This window comes from Xenorhabdus doucetiae (assembly GCF_000968195.1).
Taxonomy (GTDB): domain Bacteria; phylum Pseudomonadota; class Gammaproteobacteria; order Enterobacterales; family Enterobacteriaceae; genus Xenorhabdus; species Xenorhabdus doucetiae.
In genome coordinates, this window is sequence record NZ_FO704550.1 from 757,143 (window position 1) to 774,160 (window position 17,018).

General features: G+C 43.4%; 16 protein-coding genes. 4 read left to right on the forward strand and 12 right to left on the reverse strand.

The genetic code is table 11. The features are described from left to right. Positions 1-275: 275 nt before the first annotated feature. On the forward strand, positions 276-1,943 hold the full coding sequence (ettA, locus tag XDD1_RS03670) for an energy-dependent translational throttle protein EttA (protein WP_045968785.1): 1,668 nt from the start codon (positions 276-278) through the stop codon (positions 1,941-1,943). Positions 1,944-2,032: 89 nt separating this feature from the next. Here ettA and XDD1_RS03675 read toward each other — a convergent pair whose 3' ends face one another. From XDD1_RS03675 to serB, 4 genes are all read right to left on the reverse strand, one after another. Beyond that, positions 2,033-2,761: an ATP-binding cassette domain-containing protein gene (locus XDD1_RS03675; RefSeq protein ID WP_045968787.1), complete on the reverse strand. Its 729-nt coding sequence runs from the start codon at positions 2,759-2,761 to the stop codon at positions 2,033-2,035. Positions 2,762-3,425: 664 nt separating this feature from the next. Next, a complete protein-coding gene (gene nadR, locus XDD1_RS03680; protein ID WP_045968789.1) occupies positions 3,426-4,652 on the reverse strand; it encodes a multifunctional transcriptional regulator/nicotinamide-nucleotide adenylyltransferase/ribosylnicotinamide kinase NadR in 1,227 nt (408 codons plus the stop codon). Positions 4,653-5,258: 606 nt separating this feature from the next. Next, the gene (gene radA / locus XDD1_RS03685) at positions 5,259-6,641 is read right to left on the reverse strand and encodes a DNA repair protein RadA (RefSeq protein WP_045968791.1); all 1,383 of its coding nucleotides are present in this window, start codon (positions 6,639-6,641) and stop codon (positions 5,259-5,261) included. 39 nt (positions 6,642-6,680) lie between these two features. Continuing rightward, positions 6,681-7,658 carry a phosphoserine phosphatase gene (serB, locus tag XDD1_RS03690; RefSeq protein ID WP_045968793.1) on the reverse strand — a complete coding sequence of 326 codons (978 nt, stop codon included), beginning with the start codon at positions 7,656-7,658 and terminating at the stop codon, positions 6,681-6,683. Between the two features lie 116 nt (positions 7,659-7,774). Here serB and XDD1_RS03695 point away from each other — a divergent pair, with 116 nt between their 5' ends. Next, on the forward strand, positions 7,775-8,440 hold the full coding sequence (locus XDD1_RS03695; protein WP_045968795.1) for a YtjB family periplasmic protein: 666 nt from the start codon (positions 7,775-7,777) through the stop codon (positions 8,438-8,440). Positions 8,441-8,478: 38 nt separating this feature from the next. Here the strand turns inward: XDD1_RS03695 and XDD1_RS03700 are convergent, their stop codons facing one another. The 4 genes from XDD1_RS03700 to metC all read right to left on the reverse strand — a co-directional run bounded on the left by XDD1_RS03700 (position 8,479) and on the right by metC (position 12,055). Further along, the gene (locus tag XDD1_RS03700; RefSeq protein WP_045968797.1) at positions 8,479-8,760 is read right to left on the reverse strand and encodes a hypothetical protein; all 282 of its coding nucleotides are present in this window, start codon (positions 8,758-8,760) and stop codon (positions 8,479-8,481) included. Positions 8,761-9,096: 336 nt separating this feature from the next. Continuing rightward, positions 9,097-9,927: a 2,5-didehydrogluconate reductase DkgA gene (gene dkgA / locus XDD1_RS03705; protein WP_045968799.1), complete on the reverse strand. Its 831-nt coding sequence runs from the start codon at positions 9,925-9,927 to the stop codon at positions 9,097-9,099. A gap of 212 nt (positions 9,928-10,139) precedes the next feature. Then, positions 10,140-10,811, reverse strand: a complete 672-nt coding sequence (locus tag XDD1_RS03710) for a DedA family protein (RefSeq protein ID WP_045968802.1) — start codon at positions 10,809-10,811, stop codon at positions 10,140-10,142. 32 nt (positions 10,812-10,843) lie between these two features. Next, the gene (gene metC / locus XDD1_RS03715) at positions 10,844-12,055 is read right to left on the reverse strand and encodes a cystathionine beta-lyase (protein WP_045968804.1); all 1,212 of its coding nucleotides are present in this window, start codon (positions 12,053-12,055) and stop codon (positions 10,844-10,846) included. A 341-nt stretch (positions 12,056-12,396) separates the two neighbouring features. Here metC and exbB point away from each other — a divergent pair, with 341 nt between their 5' ends. Both exbB and exbD read left to right on the forward strand, forming a co-directional pair. Next, on the forward strand, positions 12,397-13,407 hold the full coding sequence (gene exbB, locus XDD1_RS03720; RefSeq protein ID WP_045968806.1) for a tonB-system energizer ExbB: 1,011 nt from the start codon (positions 12,397-12,399) through the stop codon (positions 13,405-13,407). A 6-nt stretch (positions 13,408-13,413) separates the two neighbouring features. Continuing rightward, positions 13,414-13,839, forward strand: coding sequence for a TonB system transport protein ExbD (gene exbD, locus XDD1_RS03725; RefSeq protein WP_045968808.1), 426 nt, complete (start codon positions 13,414-13,416; stop codon positions 13,837-13,839). A gap of 115 nt (positions 13,840-13,954) precedes the next feature. Here exbD and XDD1_RS03730 read toward each other — a convergent pair whose 3' ends face one another. The 4 genes from XDD1_RS03730 to XDD1_RS03745 all read right to left on the reverse strand — a co-directional run bounded on the left by XDD1_RS03730 (position 13,955) and on the right by XDD1_RS03745 (position 17,015). Beyond that, positions 13,955-14,596, reverse strand: coding sequence for a hypothetical protein (locus tag XDD1_RS03730; RefSeq protein WP_045968810.1), 642 nt, complete (start codon positions 14,594-14,596; stop codon positions 13,955-13,957). Positions 14,597-14,750: 154 nt separating this feature from the next. Continuing rightward, positions 14,751-15,140 carry a cytidine deaminase family protein gene (locus XDD1_RS03735; protein ID WP_197540999.1) on the reverse strand — a complete coding sequence of 130 codons (390 nt, stop codon included), beginning with the start codon at positions 15,138-15,140 and terminating at the stop codon, positions 14,751-14,753. Positions 15,141-15,287: 147 nt separating this feature from the next. After that, positions 15,288-15,548, reverse strand: a complete 261-nt coding sequence (locus tag XDD1_RS03740; RefSeq protein WP_045968812.1) for an HPr family phosphocarrier protein — start codon at positions 15,546-15,548, stop codon at positions 15,288-15,290. 27 nt (positions 15,549-15,575) lie between these two features. Continuing rightward, on the reverse strand, positions 15,576-17,015 hold the full coding sequence (locus XDD1_RS03745) for a glycoside hydrolase family 1 protein (protein WP_045968814.1): 1,440 nt from the start codon (positions 17,013-17,015) through the stop codon (positions 15,576-15,578). Positions 17,016-17,018 lie beyond the last annotated feature (3 nt).

Here is a 17,018-nt window from a genome sequence, read left to right on the forward strand (position 1 = left end):
TAAAAGGAAGGGGTTGAAAAAAGGCCACATAAGGTGTGACCACAAGCAGAATTTTATTCATGGCAATAATCACGCCAGAACTTTGGATTTTTTCTTGAAGGTGAATGATGATCTTTACCGTTTGTGGCCTCGGAATGACTGAATTTAACCCTAATTAGGTGGTAGCATGATACATAAAAACACGGTTGGTAAAATTTAGGGTAAAATACACCATCCAAGCTTTATAAATGCAAACGATTTTCAAAATTTCCTGATTAATCAAAAGGTAAACGACATTGGCTCAATATGTTTATAGTATGCATCGGGTAGGAAAAATTGTTCCTCCGAAAAGGCATATTCTGAAAAATATTTCTCTGAGTTTTTTCCCTGGAGCAAAAATCGGTGTTCTCGGTTTGAATGGTGCCGGTAAATCGACTTTACTACGCATTATGGCGGGTATTGATAAAGATATTGAGGGAGAAGCGCGCCCACAACCCGGTATTAAAATCGGCTATTTGCCGCAGGAACCTAAACTCAATCCTGAACATACGGTTCGCGAAGCCGTGGAAGAAGCGGTCAGCGAAGTCAAACATGCTCTGACTCGCCTTGATGAAGTCTATGCCGCTTATGCTGATCCGGATGCGGATTTCGATAAGCTGGCAAAAGAGCAGGGTGAGCTGGAAGCGATTATCCAATCTCATGACGGGCACAATCTGGAAAATCAGCTTGAGCGAGCGGCTGATGCCCTGCGCCTGCCGGCATGGGATGCCAAGATTGAACACTTATCCGGTGGTGAACGCCGCCGTGTGGCAATTTGTCGCTTGTTGCTGGAAAAACCAGACATGCTGCTACTCGACGAACCCACGAACCACCTTGATGCTGAGTCTGTCGCGTGGCTGGAACGCTTCCTGCACGATTACGAAGGGACTGTGGTAGCGATTACCCACGACCGTTACTTCCTTGATAACGTTGCAGGCTGGATCTTGGAGCTTGACCGTGGTGAAGGTATTCCGTGGGAAGGCAACTACTCTTCATGGCTGGAACAAAAAGACGCGCGTCTGGCACAGGAAGCGGCGTCAGAAGCGGCTCGCCGTAAATCTATTGAGAAAGAGCTTGAGTGGGTTCGCCAAAATCCGAAAGGGCGTCAGGCGAAAGGTAAGGCACGTCTGGCTCGCTTTGAAGAACTCAATAACGTCGAGTACCAGAAGCGTAATGAAACCAGCGAGTTGTTCATTCCACCTGGCCCGCGTTTGGGTGACAAAGTGCTGGAAGTGACCAATCTAACCAAGTCATACAGTGATCGCGTTCTGATCGACAACTTAAGTTTCTCCCTGCCAAAAGGTGCGATTGTTGGGATCATCGGCCCGAACGGTGCGGGTAAATCGACGTTGTTCCGTATGTTGTCCGGTCAAGAACAGCCCGATTCCGGCGCTATTACACTGGGTGAGACGGTTAAACTGGCTTCCGTCGATCAGTTCCGCGATAACATGGATGACAGTAAAACCGTTTGGGAAGAAGTCTCTGGCGGTCAAGACATCATGCGTATCGGCAACTTTGAAATTCCAAGTCGTGCCTATGTTGGGCGCTTTAACTTCAAAGGCGTAGATCAAGGCAAGCGTGTTGGTGAATTGTCTGGGGGTGAGCGTGGTCGCTTGCATTTAGCCAAACTGTTGCAAGTTGGCGGCAACATGTTATTGCTTGATGAACCCACCAACGACTTGGATATCGAAACTTTGCGCGCATTGGAAAACGCCCTGCTGGAATTCCCTGGCTGTGCAATGGTTATTTCCCATGACCGTTGGTTCCTTGACCGTATCGCGACCCACATCATTGATTATCAGGATGAAGGGAAAGTCTCCTTCTTTGAAGGGAACTTTAGCGAATACGAAGATTACAAGAAGCGGACGATGGGGGCTGAAGCATTAGAGCCTCATCGTATTAAATATAAAAAGATCAGCAAGTAAGTCTGATAGAAAATCAGATTGATAGAAAAAACGGCCTGATAACAGGCCGTTTTTTTACGAGTCACTCACTCATTGTCATTACTATGCTATTACGACACCAAAACGCGTTGATTTAGAATGGATTCATAAGTCTTAACTGCCTTCCCACTTGCTAAAGTGATAACGCTATCTGCATGTTGTATCAAACGTCTGTCTTGAGAGGCAATGACAACCGTACCTTTCTGTTCATGGGCAATAAATTTAAAGATATTAATGAATGTCTTAAATGCCTGATGATCTAAATTGCGTGTTGGGTCATCAGCAAATAAATATTCAGGTCTTCTGACGATGGCTTTTGCCATTGCAGCCAGTTGTTTCTCGTTTTCAGACAGCTCGCCTGGATAATAACGGCTTTTATCGCCTAATTTCACAATATCCAATGACTTCTGAGCGATTTTTTCTGCTTGCTCGCGAGAAAGTGATAACCCATAAGACGTTGATAATAACAAGTTATCTAACAGTGTGAGTTCACTAAATAAGTTGAAATCCTGGAAAATAAACCCACTATTTTCATGATGAAACTTTCCTAATTCTACATCATCCATTAGTTTTAGCTTGTTATTATTGATTAATACATCTCCTTGATCTGGTTGTAACATACCCGATGCAATCGACAACACTGTACGGTTAGTCGATGCTTTCGGCCCTGTTATCAAAGTAATTTCACCTGGTATAATAGAAAATGTGATATCTGAAATCATTTCATGATTAACTGTAACACCAGTTAAACCATATGAAATATTGATAACCTCAATCGATTTAAATTGATTCAAGTTCATATTCTCAACACAATTAGGTTAAAAGATTAAAGCCTTTCCCTTAACATATGCTGTCTGAATTTATTCGCAATAACACTGATATCCTTATGGTATTGTACGAATAAAAATAGTCTATATGTGAAACATCTTCACCAAGGATATACTCATCTTATGTCAATTATTATTTACAATGACTATCTAATAAATGAGATGTTTCTTAGTCTTGGAATAAAAAATCAAGAATATTAAGTATTTATGCTTAAAATAACGCTTAAACCAAATAAAAATAGCATAAATTCTTCTATTTTTATTCCATTTTTATAATAAGGAAAATGCCATTTATATTTTAATGTTACTTTTTATTACCTCCTTTATTGATAAAAACACCTATAATATTTGTGGATTTGTTAGTCACTAATAAATTTTATATTTATAAATCAATAGGTCTGTTCATTAAATGACTTATTTCCCTGTAATTCAAGTCAAAACAGTAAAATTAAAGTATCAAAAAATATCATTATCACAATTTATTTTATTACTATTGTAAAAATAACCAAAGTAAACATTTAACTTGCTGTTTAAATAGGATAAATACAAAACGATAAAGATTACACTGAATAATAAATCACTATCAATTAATTGTGATAATAATATAAGTGTAATCTATTTTATAGATAAATGTTAGTCACTCCATTAACATTTGTTGGACCAGTTCAACGCAACGCAGAAAACGTTGATCATAATCCGGTGAATTGACACAGACATAATCGATATTATTTTTCTTCAGCAAACTTTCAAGTAAATGTTGAAATTCTTTGCGATCCCGATCACTGCCTAAACTTCTTAAACCATCTGCAATCCACGGTGTATTGTTTTCTAAAAGAATTACTAAATCAAAGCGATACTCGTCAATCATCGCTTGAACAAAGGGGTGCTCTTTACCTTCGTAGCGTTTGCAGAATGCCTGTGTTGTCACAAAATCCGTATCAATAAACGCCACTTTATTGGCATATTTAACTGAAAAATCGATGTATTGAGCATGACCTAATGCAATTTTATCGTAATCTGAGTATTGTAAAGCCCTTTCATCGCCTCCCAGATGGGAAAATACGTATTCGCGCCCATATTCCCATGCGCTGGTGGTATTAAACGTATTCGCCAGCTTATTGACTAATGTCGATTTTCCGCTGGATTCTCCGCCAAGAATGGCCACTGTACGTACAAAAAATGGCTTGACCTCGGTAGGGATATACTCCCAATAACGGAAAGGAGCCTGACGGATTTGGCTGCCGCTAATATTCATGAATGAGCGTTGTGGGTCGATAAGCACTGTTTCGATGCCAAAATACTCTTTATAACGCGGAACATCCTGTACTTCGCTGGAGTAGATATAGTTAGGATTGATGCTTTTTGCTGTCAGAAACGACGTAACGCTCTTACTCCACACTTCCCAACCATTTGGGTAGGGCTCCAGTCCTTGCTCATTAAATGCATGAATATGAATATTTTTCTGATACTTGAATGTTTGCAACAACCATCTCAGACGGTCACTGACAGTAGGTTGCAGGGACATCGAACTGTTGATGAACAAGTCACGATCACGCACTTCGTCATAACAAAGAACAACGTGTAGCTCATCCACTTGGCTGGATGCTCGTTGAATCAAATAAATGTGTCCAGTATGCAATGGGTAAAATTTACCAAACACCACGCCGACGGTTTTCTTTTCCATGGGATACGCCAATCCTAGATATTGATGAAGAGAAGCGAGTTTCTGTGCACTGGGACTTTTTATTTTGTCGTTAATCAGTTGGCTTAGATAGCCTTTTGTCATTCCGCTAGCATCAGCAACTTGCTGTAACGTGTAACCTGCCTGTTTGATCGCCTCTTTTAAATAGTCAAATTGCCCCATAAGACCTCCTTTATGTTTAGTATACTAAACAAAATAGCATGCTTGTTGTGAAAGGTAAAAGCAAAATTGATTGTTTATTGATGCTTTGGGATCAAATATGGCTATTTTAACTATTACAAGCAGTTAAAATCGCATAATCAGCGATATAGATGAAATAAAATAACCAAATGCTAAATTGGCAGTTAAACAATAAAATAAACGGCAATGGTATTTGTTGAATTTTTATTAAATAGAATGATTGATTTTATCTGCGGTATAAATATTTACATAACCATTTGTGGTTTAAATTTGACCAATTCTTTGTGATCAATAAATAATAGTTTGGGGTAAAAATAGAAGAAATTAAAATAATATAATGCTTAGCGCATTGATTTTTTATTTAAGGTAAATGAATAAAAATATTCCACCCAAATTTTACCTTAATTCGGAAAATTCTTATTTCTTTTTTGGAAATGAAATTTTCAGTGCCTTAATTTGATATGTGATGGTCGGCAGAAAATATTCTCACTAACTAAGAAAAATACTTAGATTGTGTCTTAATAGATTTCAAGCGGTAACTTGAAATCTATTGGCTATATAGATCTAAAAGGAATGAAGCATTATTTCTTAATCGAGATCATCCAGAACCGCTAACGCATCCGCCAGCTTTTTGACACCAAATACTTTCATCTCGGGCAGTGATTTTTTCGGCATGTTAGCATGAGGAACGATAGCCCGTTTAAAACCGTGTTTAGCGGCTTCTGCAATGCGTTCTTGTCCACTGGGAACGGGACGAATTTCTCCGGCTAATCCCACTTCACCAAATACCACCAGATCACGGGGCAGCGGCCGATCGCGGAAACTGGAAACCAAAGAGAGCAATAACGCCAGATCAGCACTGGTTTCTGTGACTTTGACCCCACCAACAACGTTGACAAAAACATCTTGGTCAGCCATTTGCAAACCGCCGTGTCGGTGCAGGACCGCCAGCAGGATCGCCAGCCTGTTTTGTTCAAGCCCTACTGCTACGCGGCGTGGGTTTGACATCATGGAGTGATCGACCAATGCCTGAATTTCAACCAGCAACGGGCGAGTGCCCTCCCAGACAATCATAACCGAACTGCCTGAGGTAATTTCATCACCACGGCTGAGGAAAATGGCGGAAGGATTACTGACCTCGCGCAGCCCCTGTTCGGTCATCGCAAACACGCCCAGCTCATTAACGGCACCGAAGCGGTTTTTATGGCTGCGCAAAGTACGGAAACGGGAATCGGTTTCACCATCCAACATAACCGAACAGTCTATGCAATGTTCGAGCACTTTGGGGCCGGCCAACGTCCCATCTTTTGTCACATGCCCAACCATGATAATGGCAACGCCACGGGTTTTGGCAAACCGTGTCAGGTAGGCTGCGGTTTCCCTGACCTGAGCAACACTGCCGGGTGACGATTGAATATCGGCCATGTGCATGACCTGAATGGAGTCGATCACCATAAGTTTGGGCTGTTCTTGCTCGGCAATCAGACAGATCTGTTCAATGCTGGTTTCCGACAGCATATTCAGTTTATCGGTCGGCAAACCCAGCCGATGTGCCCGCATCGCCACTTGCTGCAAGGACTCTTCCCCTGTCACATACAGGGTTTTCATCTGGGTTGATAATTGGCACATGGTTTGTAAAAGCAGGGTACTTTTCCCCGCGCCGGGATTACCGCCAATCAAAATGGCACTGCCGGGAACCACGCCACCGCCGAGAACGCGGTCAAATTCCTTAAACCCGGTGGAAAAACGGGGCAGCTCTTCCAGACTGATATCAGATAGTTTTTGTACTTTACTGATCCCGGCATCGCCGGCATAACCACTGAAACGCTCATTGCGGGAGGATGAAGCGGCGGCCAAACGTACTTCTGTAATCGTATTCCATGCGTGGCACGCGGTACATTGCCCCTGCCAACGGGGATAATCCGCGCCACACTCGTTACAGACAAATGCCCGCTTTGCTGCTTTTGCCACGGTGTACTTCCTCAATATAATGATTTTTGTCGGTTGGCATTAACGTTCTTCGTGTTTCAAACCACCGCTCAATACACACAGAACGCCCATTAAATCTGCATGGCGGATAGCCACTTTGGCCTGAGCATACACTTTGGGCTTAGCGTGATAGGCGATGCCCAACCCGGCCTTGCGGATCATTTTCAGATCATTGGCACCATCTCCGATGGCGACAGTTTGGCTTAGGGGAATATCCAGCGCTTTTGCCAACCTGATCAACGTGGTTGCCTTATATTTTGCATCAACAATCGGCCCTTTGACTTTACCGGTCAGCTTGCCATCTCTGATCTCCAGTTGATTGGCAATTGCATCAAAAAGACGTAACTGCTGGCGAAGATTATCGGCAAAAAAAGTGAAACCACCGGAGGCAATCGCGACATGCCAGTCTAATGATTGTAACTTGCGAACCAGGCTGGTTAGCCCCGGCATCAGTGGCAGTGTGTCCATCACGTGCTGCAAAATCGAGACGTCAGCACCGGCCAGTTGGGCAACCCGTTCGCGCAGACTGTCTGAAAAATCCAGTTCGCCCTGCATCGCCCGCTCGGTGATTGCCGCCACCTTATCACCCACGCCGGCCAGACGGGCAATCTCATCAATGCACTCAATCTGGATAGCAGTGGAATCCATATCCATCACCAATAAGCCCGGTGCGCGAAGGCGGGGGATCTGCCCCAATGGAACGACATCCAAACGGCATTCGTCTGCCAGTCGTTTAACGCGGGGCGAAAGGCTACCGGCAATACGGACAACCTGATAATCATCGATCCGCCATGAAGAGACCACCACCATGGCTGCGCCCAATCGGTGCTGAAAATCACTGATACGCTGTTTATCCAAACCGCGTCCATACAGCAACCAGCCACTATCTCCTGCTCGGTAATCCAGTGGCATCACTTCATCACCACTGAGGGACAAGGGTAATCCGGGCCATTTGTGGATCTCGTCCGGTAAATAGCGATAGGCCAGATTATTAGACATGAATATCAACTCCTGTAATTCCGTATAATTTGGTGCAGGCAAAAAACGCTTTTCAAACTATCCTATCAATACCGCATCTGGCAACATGTGCTTTCTAAGCGTGGGATGAGATAACGATGATAAAAGCAAAGCTAAAAATTAGACTGCACAAGACGGCGATTATATTAATATGTATAGCACTGTTAGTACTGCTGATGCAGGGAGTTTCCTATTTCAGCCGTTCTCAACAACAGGCGCATATGGATCAGTTTGAAGATCTGGCAAAGACCTTGGCAAAACAGGTCGCATTCAGCTTGTCTGATTATATGGAGAATGGTAGCAAAGATCTTAATAATAAAAAGATTGTTGCTAATTTAGATTACTTGACGAGCAACAGCCGCATTTTGGATGCCAGTGTCTATCTGGAGAGTGGAACACAGATAGCCCGAAGTGGTGAACCGGTTTCTGTTCGTGAACGGTTATCGCTGGAAGGCAAAAAATCCAGTAGTTACTTTAACCAACAAATCGTTGTGCCGATACCAGGGAAAAATCATCCTAAAGGTTTTCTTCGCCTGACTCTGGATACTCATCGATTGGCAACCGAGGCCAAGCAGGTCGATAACACAACTAACTTACTGAGGATAATGCTCCTGCTATCCCTGGCGATTGGCTTTATTCTGGCTCATAACTTACTGAAACTCTCCCCCAGCCGTTGGCAACAGTCTCCTTATCTGCTGACGGCCAATACCAAATCTTCTGATGAAGCAGAACATAAAGATCAGGATGATGATCCCCAACGGTAACGTAATGTTACCGTTGGTTATTGCTTGGATGGCTTTCCTTATTGTTTGTTCCCATAATACCGCTTGAAACAGATGGAATAGAGGACACCATGCAGAAGCGCGATCATGACTGCGCCATAAAACACGATCGGTCGATGGGAGACCTCAATATGCACAATGGGAATATTATCAAACCGAAAGATATACATATGAAAAGCCATCGCGGCGATTGCCAGCAAGATCCCCGCCGCATTGTGGTAGATCCGGTGCGACAACAGGAACCATTTCAAGGTAAAGAAAAAAGGGATAAGCATTAATAAAGAAATAACTATGTAAACCATTATCATTTCCTTAAGTTTTCTGTTTGAGGAGTTAAAGTTAATAGGTGAATTTTCGCTGTAGACAGGCCAATATTTTCAGTTATCTGTTTAATATGGCTGTTATTTAGCGTCGTGAAGTAAGTCTATATGATGGTTCATATATAAATAGTAAACATAGTTATTATTAATATTTCTGATTTTGTTAATAAATTATTGTGTTATGAATATTGTATTATGAATATCGTGTTATAAATGCTCAGGCACATGACCTGAACTCCGTTGAAACACAGAATTCAGGTCTGTTGGGATGAGTTGAATGAAAGGGATAAATTGAATCTATGGTGTGCATTTTTCCGGCTAAAATTGATTGTAAGTATCGGGATCTGGGCCTATCCGCTTACCAATGTCCAATTCAGCCATAGCGGTTAAGTCTTCTTTTTCCAGTCTGAAATCAAACACGTCAAAATTTTCTTTAATGCGGGAAGGTGTAACGGATTTAGGAATGGCAATCATGCCACGATCAAGATGCCAGCGAATCACAATTTGCGCAGGGGTTTTACCGTATTTAAGTGCCAGACGTTCAACCAATGGAGAATTAAAAACACCTTTTCCGCCCCGCGATAACGGGCTCCATGACTCGGTTGTAATATAATGGGTGGCATTCCATGAATGAAGTTGCCGCTGTTGCAGCAAGGGATGCAGTTCAATTTGGTTGATGACGGGAACCACCCCTGTCTCCTGTATCACTTTTTGTAAATGTTCGATATGAAAGTTACAAACACCAATACTGTGAGTCAGACCCGCGGCTTTCAGTTCAATCAGTTGCTTCCAGGCATCAACATAATGGCCTTGTTCAGGTATTGGCCACTGAATGAGATAGAGATCAACATAGTCTAGCTGTAGTTTGTCCAGACTTTCTTGTAATGCCGCATGAGCATCCAGATGGCGATCATTCCAAAGTTTGGTGGTGATGAAAATTTCTTCGCGGGGGATGCCACTCTCCTTCAAGGCTTTCCCCACACCTTCTTCGTTATGAAAAATGGCTGCCGTATCAATGGAGCGATAACCGACTTCTAACGCGGTATGGATAGACTTAACAACCTGTTCATTACTCGCTTTCCAAACCCCAAGCCCCAATTGTGGCATGTGATTGTCATCAACGAGTTTAATAATTGTCTGCTGACCCATTCTTACCTCCTTCTGCCAAAAATGACCTTGGTGGGGGTGGGTTCGATGTTGGTTGGTTGATGAGGTCGTCCATCCCATTCAGGAAAATGTTGGAATGGACGCTGGTTCAATTCTTGGATTGATAATCCAGTAGCTTGATAATCCAGTAAATTGATAGTCGAGTAAATAGAAAAAATAGTGGTTTTTGCGATCGCGTTAAAACGATAAGCCGATTACTTACTTTTCTTTGATGCTCCTTTTTTGTGACGCCAATACATCAGTAAAGAAGCGGACAACCCGCTGATCAGCAGAATAATGGGCAAAATTACCAAAATATTCATGACCATATCTTGATGGGCTTTAACGAAAGGGATCTGGTTCAAAATATAACCAAAACCCACGATAATAATGACCCATAAGAAGCCACTTAACCAGTTAAAAAATTGAAAGCGTTTGTTATTTAGGCCAGAAATACCGGCAAATGTTGGCAGGAGAGTACGGACAAACGCCAAAAAGCGTCCGATAAGCAGGGCCGACAGACCGTGTTTGGAGAATAACACATTGGCACGTTGGCGATATTGCAAGGGAAGTTGAGCCAGCCAGTTTTTGACAACGCGGGTATGGCCGAGCCAGCGCCCCTGCAAATAACCCAGCCAGCAACCCAGACTGGCCGCGATGGTCAGCAGAGCCACGGTGGGGATGAAACTCATGACACCTTGGGCAATTAAGGCACCGGAAAGCACCAGTAGTGTATCGCCGGGTAAAAAGGCGGCTGGCAGTAGTCCATTTTCCAACACGAGCGTGGTAAAGAGGACGCTATAAATAATCCAGATGACATCTGGATTGGCCAGTTGGTTAAAATCATGATGCCAGAGCGCATGCACGATCTCGCTTAACGTTTCCATTGTGTATCCTGTGATTTTTGCGAATAAAATAATTAACGAACAAATTTACCTCCAGTGTACCGCAAACGGGCAAAACCCGCTTCCAGATCATCAATTAAGTCTTGTGGATCTTCCAGCCCGATATGGAGCCGGAATAAGGTGCCGGTTTTCTGCGGCGCAGGATACTGACGCAACCGCTGAAGCGTTTCTGGTTGAGTGCCCAGAATCAATGACTCAAAGCCACCCCACGAAAAGGCCATCTTAAAATGGTTCAGGTTATCGAGATAATCCGCAAATTGTTGCGGTGTAAGCGGGATATTCAGCCGAAAAGAAAACAGCCCGCAAGCACCGGTGAAATCGCGCAGAAAGAACTGATGTCCGGGACAAGAAGGCAAGGCCGGGTGATAAACCTCGGCGACTTCCGGCCGCTGTGCGAGCCACTTAGCAATTTTGAGGCTGCTTTCTTCATGCTGTTTTAAGCGTACCGCTAACGTGCGCAGCCCCCGGTTCGCCATATACACCGTATCGGGATCGGCAATTTGCCCGAGCAGATAAGATCCTTCTCTGAGCTGATCCCAACATCGGGCATTGGCGACCGCGGTACCCAACATGCCATCTGAATGACCAATAATATATTTTGTCGCGGATTGAACGGAAATATCGATACCAAACTCCAGCGCCTTAAACAGTACACCCGCCGCCCAAGTATTATCGATGATAACCACAATCTCAGGGTTGACCCGGCGAATGGCACGCACAATTGCCGGAATATCTTGCACTTCCATCGTCAGGGAGCCGGGGGATTCCAGAAAGATAACTTTGGTATTGGGTTGGATCAACGACGAGATGTTTTCGCCGATCATGGGATCAAAATAATCGCTGGAAATTCCCATTTTTTTCAGAACGTGATCGCAAAATTTTTGCGTGGGTTCATAGGCCGTACCGGTGATTAAAACATGATCGCCGGTTTCCACAAATGCTAGAATAGAGTGGGTAATCGCTGCCGTGCCGGAAGGATAGAGTGCACAGCCTGCTCCGCCTTCCAATTCAGCCATCGCGGCCTGAAAGGCAAAATGGGTCAGTGTGCCACGCCGCCCATAAAATAATTCCCCTTTGTCACAGTTGTTCAAAGCATGTTTTAAGTCTTCAACGGTATCGAAAATGACAGATGAAGTCCGCTGAATAAAGGGATTAACCGCACCTTGTGTATACTTTTTGTCTCTCCCCGCACTGACCAATAAGGTTTCTCGTTTTTTTTCTGTCATGGCATCATTCCCCCAAGTGCATTTCCTGCCTAATCTCAATGGCATTGTTCAAATAATGATTAGAAAGTTAAAAGATTTGGCGCTGTTTTGCCAAAGGGATTCGCGCAACTTGACGAAAATTCAAGGTGAGTTGCCGAGGGTAAACCAAAATCGATTAACGAAGGAACAGCATTAAGTTGGACTTTTTTATTAAATAGTAATGATAATTACTATCAAATCGTGCAATGTCTGATATCATTTACAGCGGAATTTTTCCTCAGGAATATTAGGATTAGCAAGATGAGTAAACCTGATTCATTGCTAAGTAACAGAATCTATAAGAAAGAGAGTAAGGCTAACTGATGCGTAATTTGACAGCTTCTATTCTATTGGCACTCGGATTAACAAGTTCAGCATGGGCTGACACAGCGCCAGCCGCGCCAGAAAATCAGGCTGCTGCTCAGGTAGCCGCTCCTGCAACACCCGTATCTTCCACAGCAGCGCAAGCGGTGGGATCAAGCACGGATATGCAGAAAACAGATGCACCCTCAACCCCAGACACGCAAACCGCGGCAGCAGATAGCGCAGAAAATGTCGTCGCGACAGAAACCGTGACGACAGAAACGGTTGTCGCACCGGTTGAAGGTGCCTCTTCTGACAGCCAGTCCGGTGGTTTCGCAACAGATTTGTCTGTTTGGGGCATGTACCAAAACGCGGACGTCGTCGTAAAAACCGTCATGGTGGGTCTGGTCATCGCTTCTGTTATCACATGGGCGCTATTTTTCTCTAAAGGATTTGAACTGCTAATGGCTCGCCGCCGTTTACGTAAGGAGCAACTGGCGCTGGTCGATGCTGCCAATCTGGATACGGCGGTGAAAATCGCAGCAGATTTTGGCAATCGCAGCATTAGCCGCCTGTTGTTGAGTGAAGCACAGTCAGAGCGCGCCCTGTCTGTTGACAGCCTCGATAAAGTGGGCACCAAAGAGCGAACCTCGTTCCGCATGGAGCGTGCCGTTGCTGCCATTAGCCGCGGTATGGGGCGTGGTAACGGCTATCTGGCGACCATCGGCGCAATCTCCCCATTTGTGGGACTGTTTGGTACAGTTTGGGGGATCATGAACAGCTTTATCGGTATTGCTCAGTCACAAACCACGAATCTGGCGGTTGTTGCACCGGGTATTGCGGAAGCCTTGTTAGCAACAGCACTGGGGCTGGTGGCCGCGATCCCGGCGGTTGTGATTTATAACGTCTTTGCCCGTGTGATTGCATCATACCGTGGTCAGGTGGGCGACATGGCGGCCAAGGCAGTCCTGTTGCTGGGGCGTGATCTTGATCTGGCTGAAAGCAAAGCAGAAAAAGCAGAAGCAAGGTAATCAATTATGGCAATACGTCTTAATGAAGATTTGGACGATAACGGTGAATTGCATGAAATTAACGTCACGCCATTTATTGACGTGATGTTGGTGCTGTTGATTATTTTCATGGTGGCAGCGCCATTGGCAACCGTAGATATCAAAGTTGATTTGCCGGCATCGACCGCTAAACCGCAGCCACGGCCAGAAAAACCGGTATTTTTGACGGTGAAAGCGGATAAGCAGTTGTATGTGGGAGAGCAGGTCGTTGATCGCAATAACTTATCTTTGGTTTTGGATCAAACCACACAATCCAACAAAGACACGACGATTTTCTTCCAAGCTGATAAAACAGTAGATTATGAAACTCTGATGAGTGTAATGGATTCCTTACGCAAAGCGGGTTATCTCAAAGTGGGATTGGTGGGGATGGAATCCGTTTCCGCTCAATAGCGCTTTTTTTAACAAGACCGGCGGAATTCTCCCTCCTGAATGCTAATTGTGAGTGAAACGCGCTTTTAGCATCAAGGGGGAGATGAATAACAAGCAGTTCAGGGCGGGTTCTTGTTTATTCTTTCGGTATTGGCAATTCGTTTTTAGAAATGATTGCCAGTCGATTTTGATGATGTTCGGGATCTCCCCATAACCACCTCTCTTGCCGGCTAACATCATCTTGGGTTAGGATCTTGCGCAATTCGCAGGTTATCATGTCATAAGCGTAAACATGCAAATGATACACCAAAGCGTCATACATACGATCCTGCCAAAAAGCCATGCCATCATTAGTCTGGTTCATGTCAGAGACTATTACGCTATAGTGCTCCAGCAAGTAATCAAAGAACACCTTACCCGCTAAGTCACGCAGAACTGCTCGATGTTGAGGTGTTCTAATACGCCAAACGAGAATTTGAGTGACAGGACGGCAATTTAACTCGATATCAGGCTGTATAACCACTCGATTATAATAAGCAACTTCTTTCGATATATCGTTAATCAGAGCTAACTCAAAATGAGACTGAGTAATCTTATCAGCCAATCGATTATCAACACGAACCATGCGATAGCCGGGAGCAAGGGATAATCCTTTTATATGGATCGCTATATCTTCCCCATCCATTAATGAGGCATAGAGGGTGCGATTATCTGAGCTTTCGTTCAAATGAGCGAAAACTTCATTGATCTTTTCAGGAATGACCAATCTCTTTGGCATATCCTCTCCTCAAACCCGGTGACCTAAAGTGGATGGTTAATATTTGCTCATTACTGGAGGTAATAATAGGGTTAAGCTAGCCTAAATTCAACAAGAAAACTTGCTTCTTTGATTGTATTGCCCGAATAGTTAATCGGGCAGTTTCAGCAACTGACTAATACTGCTTTTTCCAGTCAAAAGGTAACAATTCACTGAGCAACAACACTTTTTCTTGCGTGACTTTTACTTCTGCATGGATATTTTCTGGATGGATTTGGCTGATAAACTCCCGGCAACGGCCGCAGGGGGGAAGGATATTGCCATGCCGATTCACCGCAATCATCCTGATTATCCGGGTTTCGCCCTGTTTTATCATCTCTGCAATGGCGCCGTGTTCGGCACAAAATCCCATGGAACAGGCGGTATCAATATTAATTCCGGTATAAATATGGCCAGATTTACTTTGAATAACTGCACCCACATGACCATATTTAATATATTTATTAAGTTGGGTTGGCGAGATTAATTGATGTGCCACCTGTTCCATTTCGTCAAAAGAAATCACAAACTACTCCTTACTGAAGATTGAACCATATAATAAATATACTCGTCATACTTCAAGATACATTTATTATCTCCCCGCGCCACGGGGAGATAATAAATTGCTTTCGTCTTGCGATCTGTAACTTAAAATTTATAGAATATAGACGGTTTAATCTTTTATATTACGAATAAACTCAACAACCGATTGTGCCATTTCCTGTTCATTATCGCCTTCAACCCGAATAATCACCTCCATACCATTTTTAATTCCCATCGACATCACCTTAAACATGCTTTTTAGATTAGCGTTTTTCTCTCCCCGGATAATTTCAATTTTGCCAGCGTAATTTTTGGCAAAATTACACAGTTGGGCACAAGGGCGGGTATGTAACCCTGAAGGTGCTGTCACCACGACAGAATATTCAATCATAAAATTTACCTGCCAATAAAAATAAAATTAGCGTTTCGTTAATGAACCACCGCGAGTTTGAATAACTTCCTGATACCAGTAAAACGAATCTTTCTTATAACGGGCCAGATCTTTAATCTCTTGATCTGTCCGATTGACATAAACAAAACCGTATCTTTTCTTATATCCATTGCTGGTGGAAAGCACATCAATAAAACTCCACGGATTATAGGAAATCACCTTAACCCCATAATCCATCGCGCGCTTAATCGCATGAAGATGATGTTGAATATAGTGAATGCGATAATTGTCATGAATAGTTCCATCCGCTTCCAACTTATCATCGGCACCAAAGCCATTTTCGGTGATCATCAATGGCTTCTGATAACGGGTATATAAATCACGCAACAGATATTCCAATCCCATGGGGTCAATTGTCCAATCCCAGTCGGTGGTATCAAGATGGGGGTTTTTATGGATTTGATAGAAATCCGGTTGAATTTCATGCCCATCTATTTGCCCTTTAACCCCGGTTGGATTAAACCCATCCATTCGCCGTTGAGCACCTTTTGGTGCGGCAGCGGCGGCATGGCTGCAATAGTAATTAATGGCCAGAAAATCAGAATAACCTTCTTTAATTAACGCCATATCATCGGGTTCAATACGTGGTGCCAGACCCTGATTCTTCAAATAGATTAATGCTGATTGATTATATTGTCCTTTCAGATAAATATCGGTGAAATAGTAATTACGCAGATCATTGGCATTTTGCGCCGCTAAATTATCTTCCGGTTTGCTGGTGAGTGGATAAATAGCGGAATAGCCCAAAGCTGCGCCGACTAAACCATTGGGAACCCATTGATGCACTAATTTGCAGGCGATGGCATGGGCAAGATTCATATGATGATTGATCTGATATTTGATCTGTTCATCATGCAGGTAGTGATCCGGGATTAAACACTTTTTCGTCCAGAACTGCACAATAATACTTTGTTCATTGATGGTCAGCCAATATTGCACTTTCTTGCCAAATTCTTTGATTACAAATTCAGCGTAATAAGCAAAATCTTCTACACTTTGCCGATCGATCCAGCCATGATATTTTTCAACCAGCGCCATCGGCATATCATAATGGTATAGCGTCGGAATGGGCGTGATGCCATTTTCTAACAGTTCATCGATAAGATGATGATAAAATTCGACGCCTTTATCATTTACTTTCCCGATACCGTCCGGGAAAATACGCGACCATGCAATGGAAAAGCGATAAGATTTCAAACCCAGCTCTTTCATTAAGGCAATATCTTCTTTATAACGATGATAATGATCGCTGGTGATATGCGTATCTGCAAAATCGGGATTATTATTGATGACATCTTGTTGCGAAAGTTTTTTACCGTATTTTTCCGCAGCCCCTTCAACCTGATAAGCACTGGTTGATGCTCCCCAAAGAAAATTTTCCGGAAATAAGTTGTTATTTTCTGCCATGAT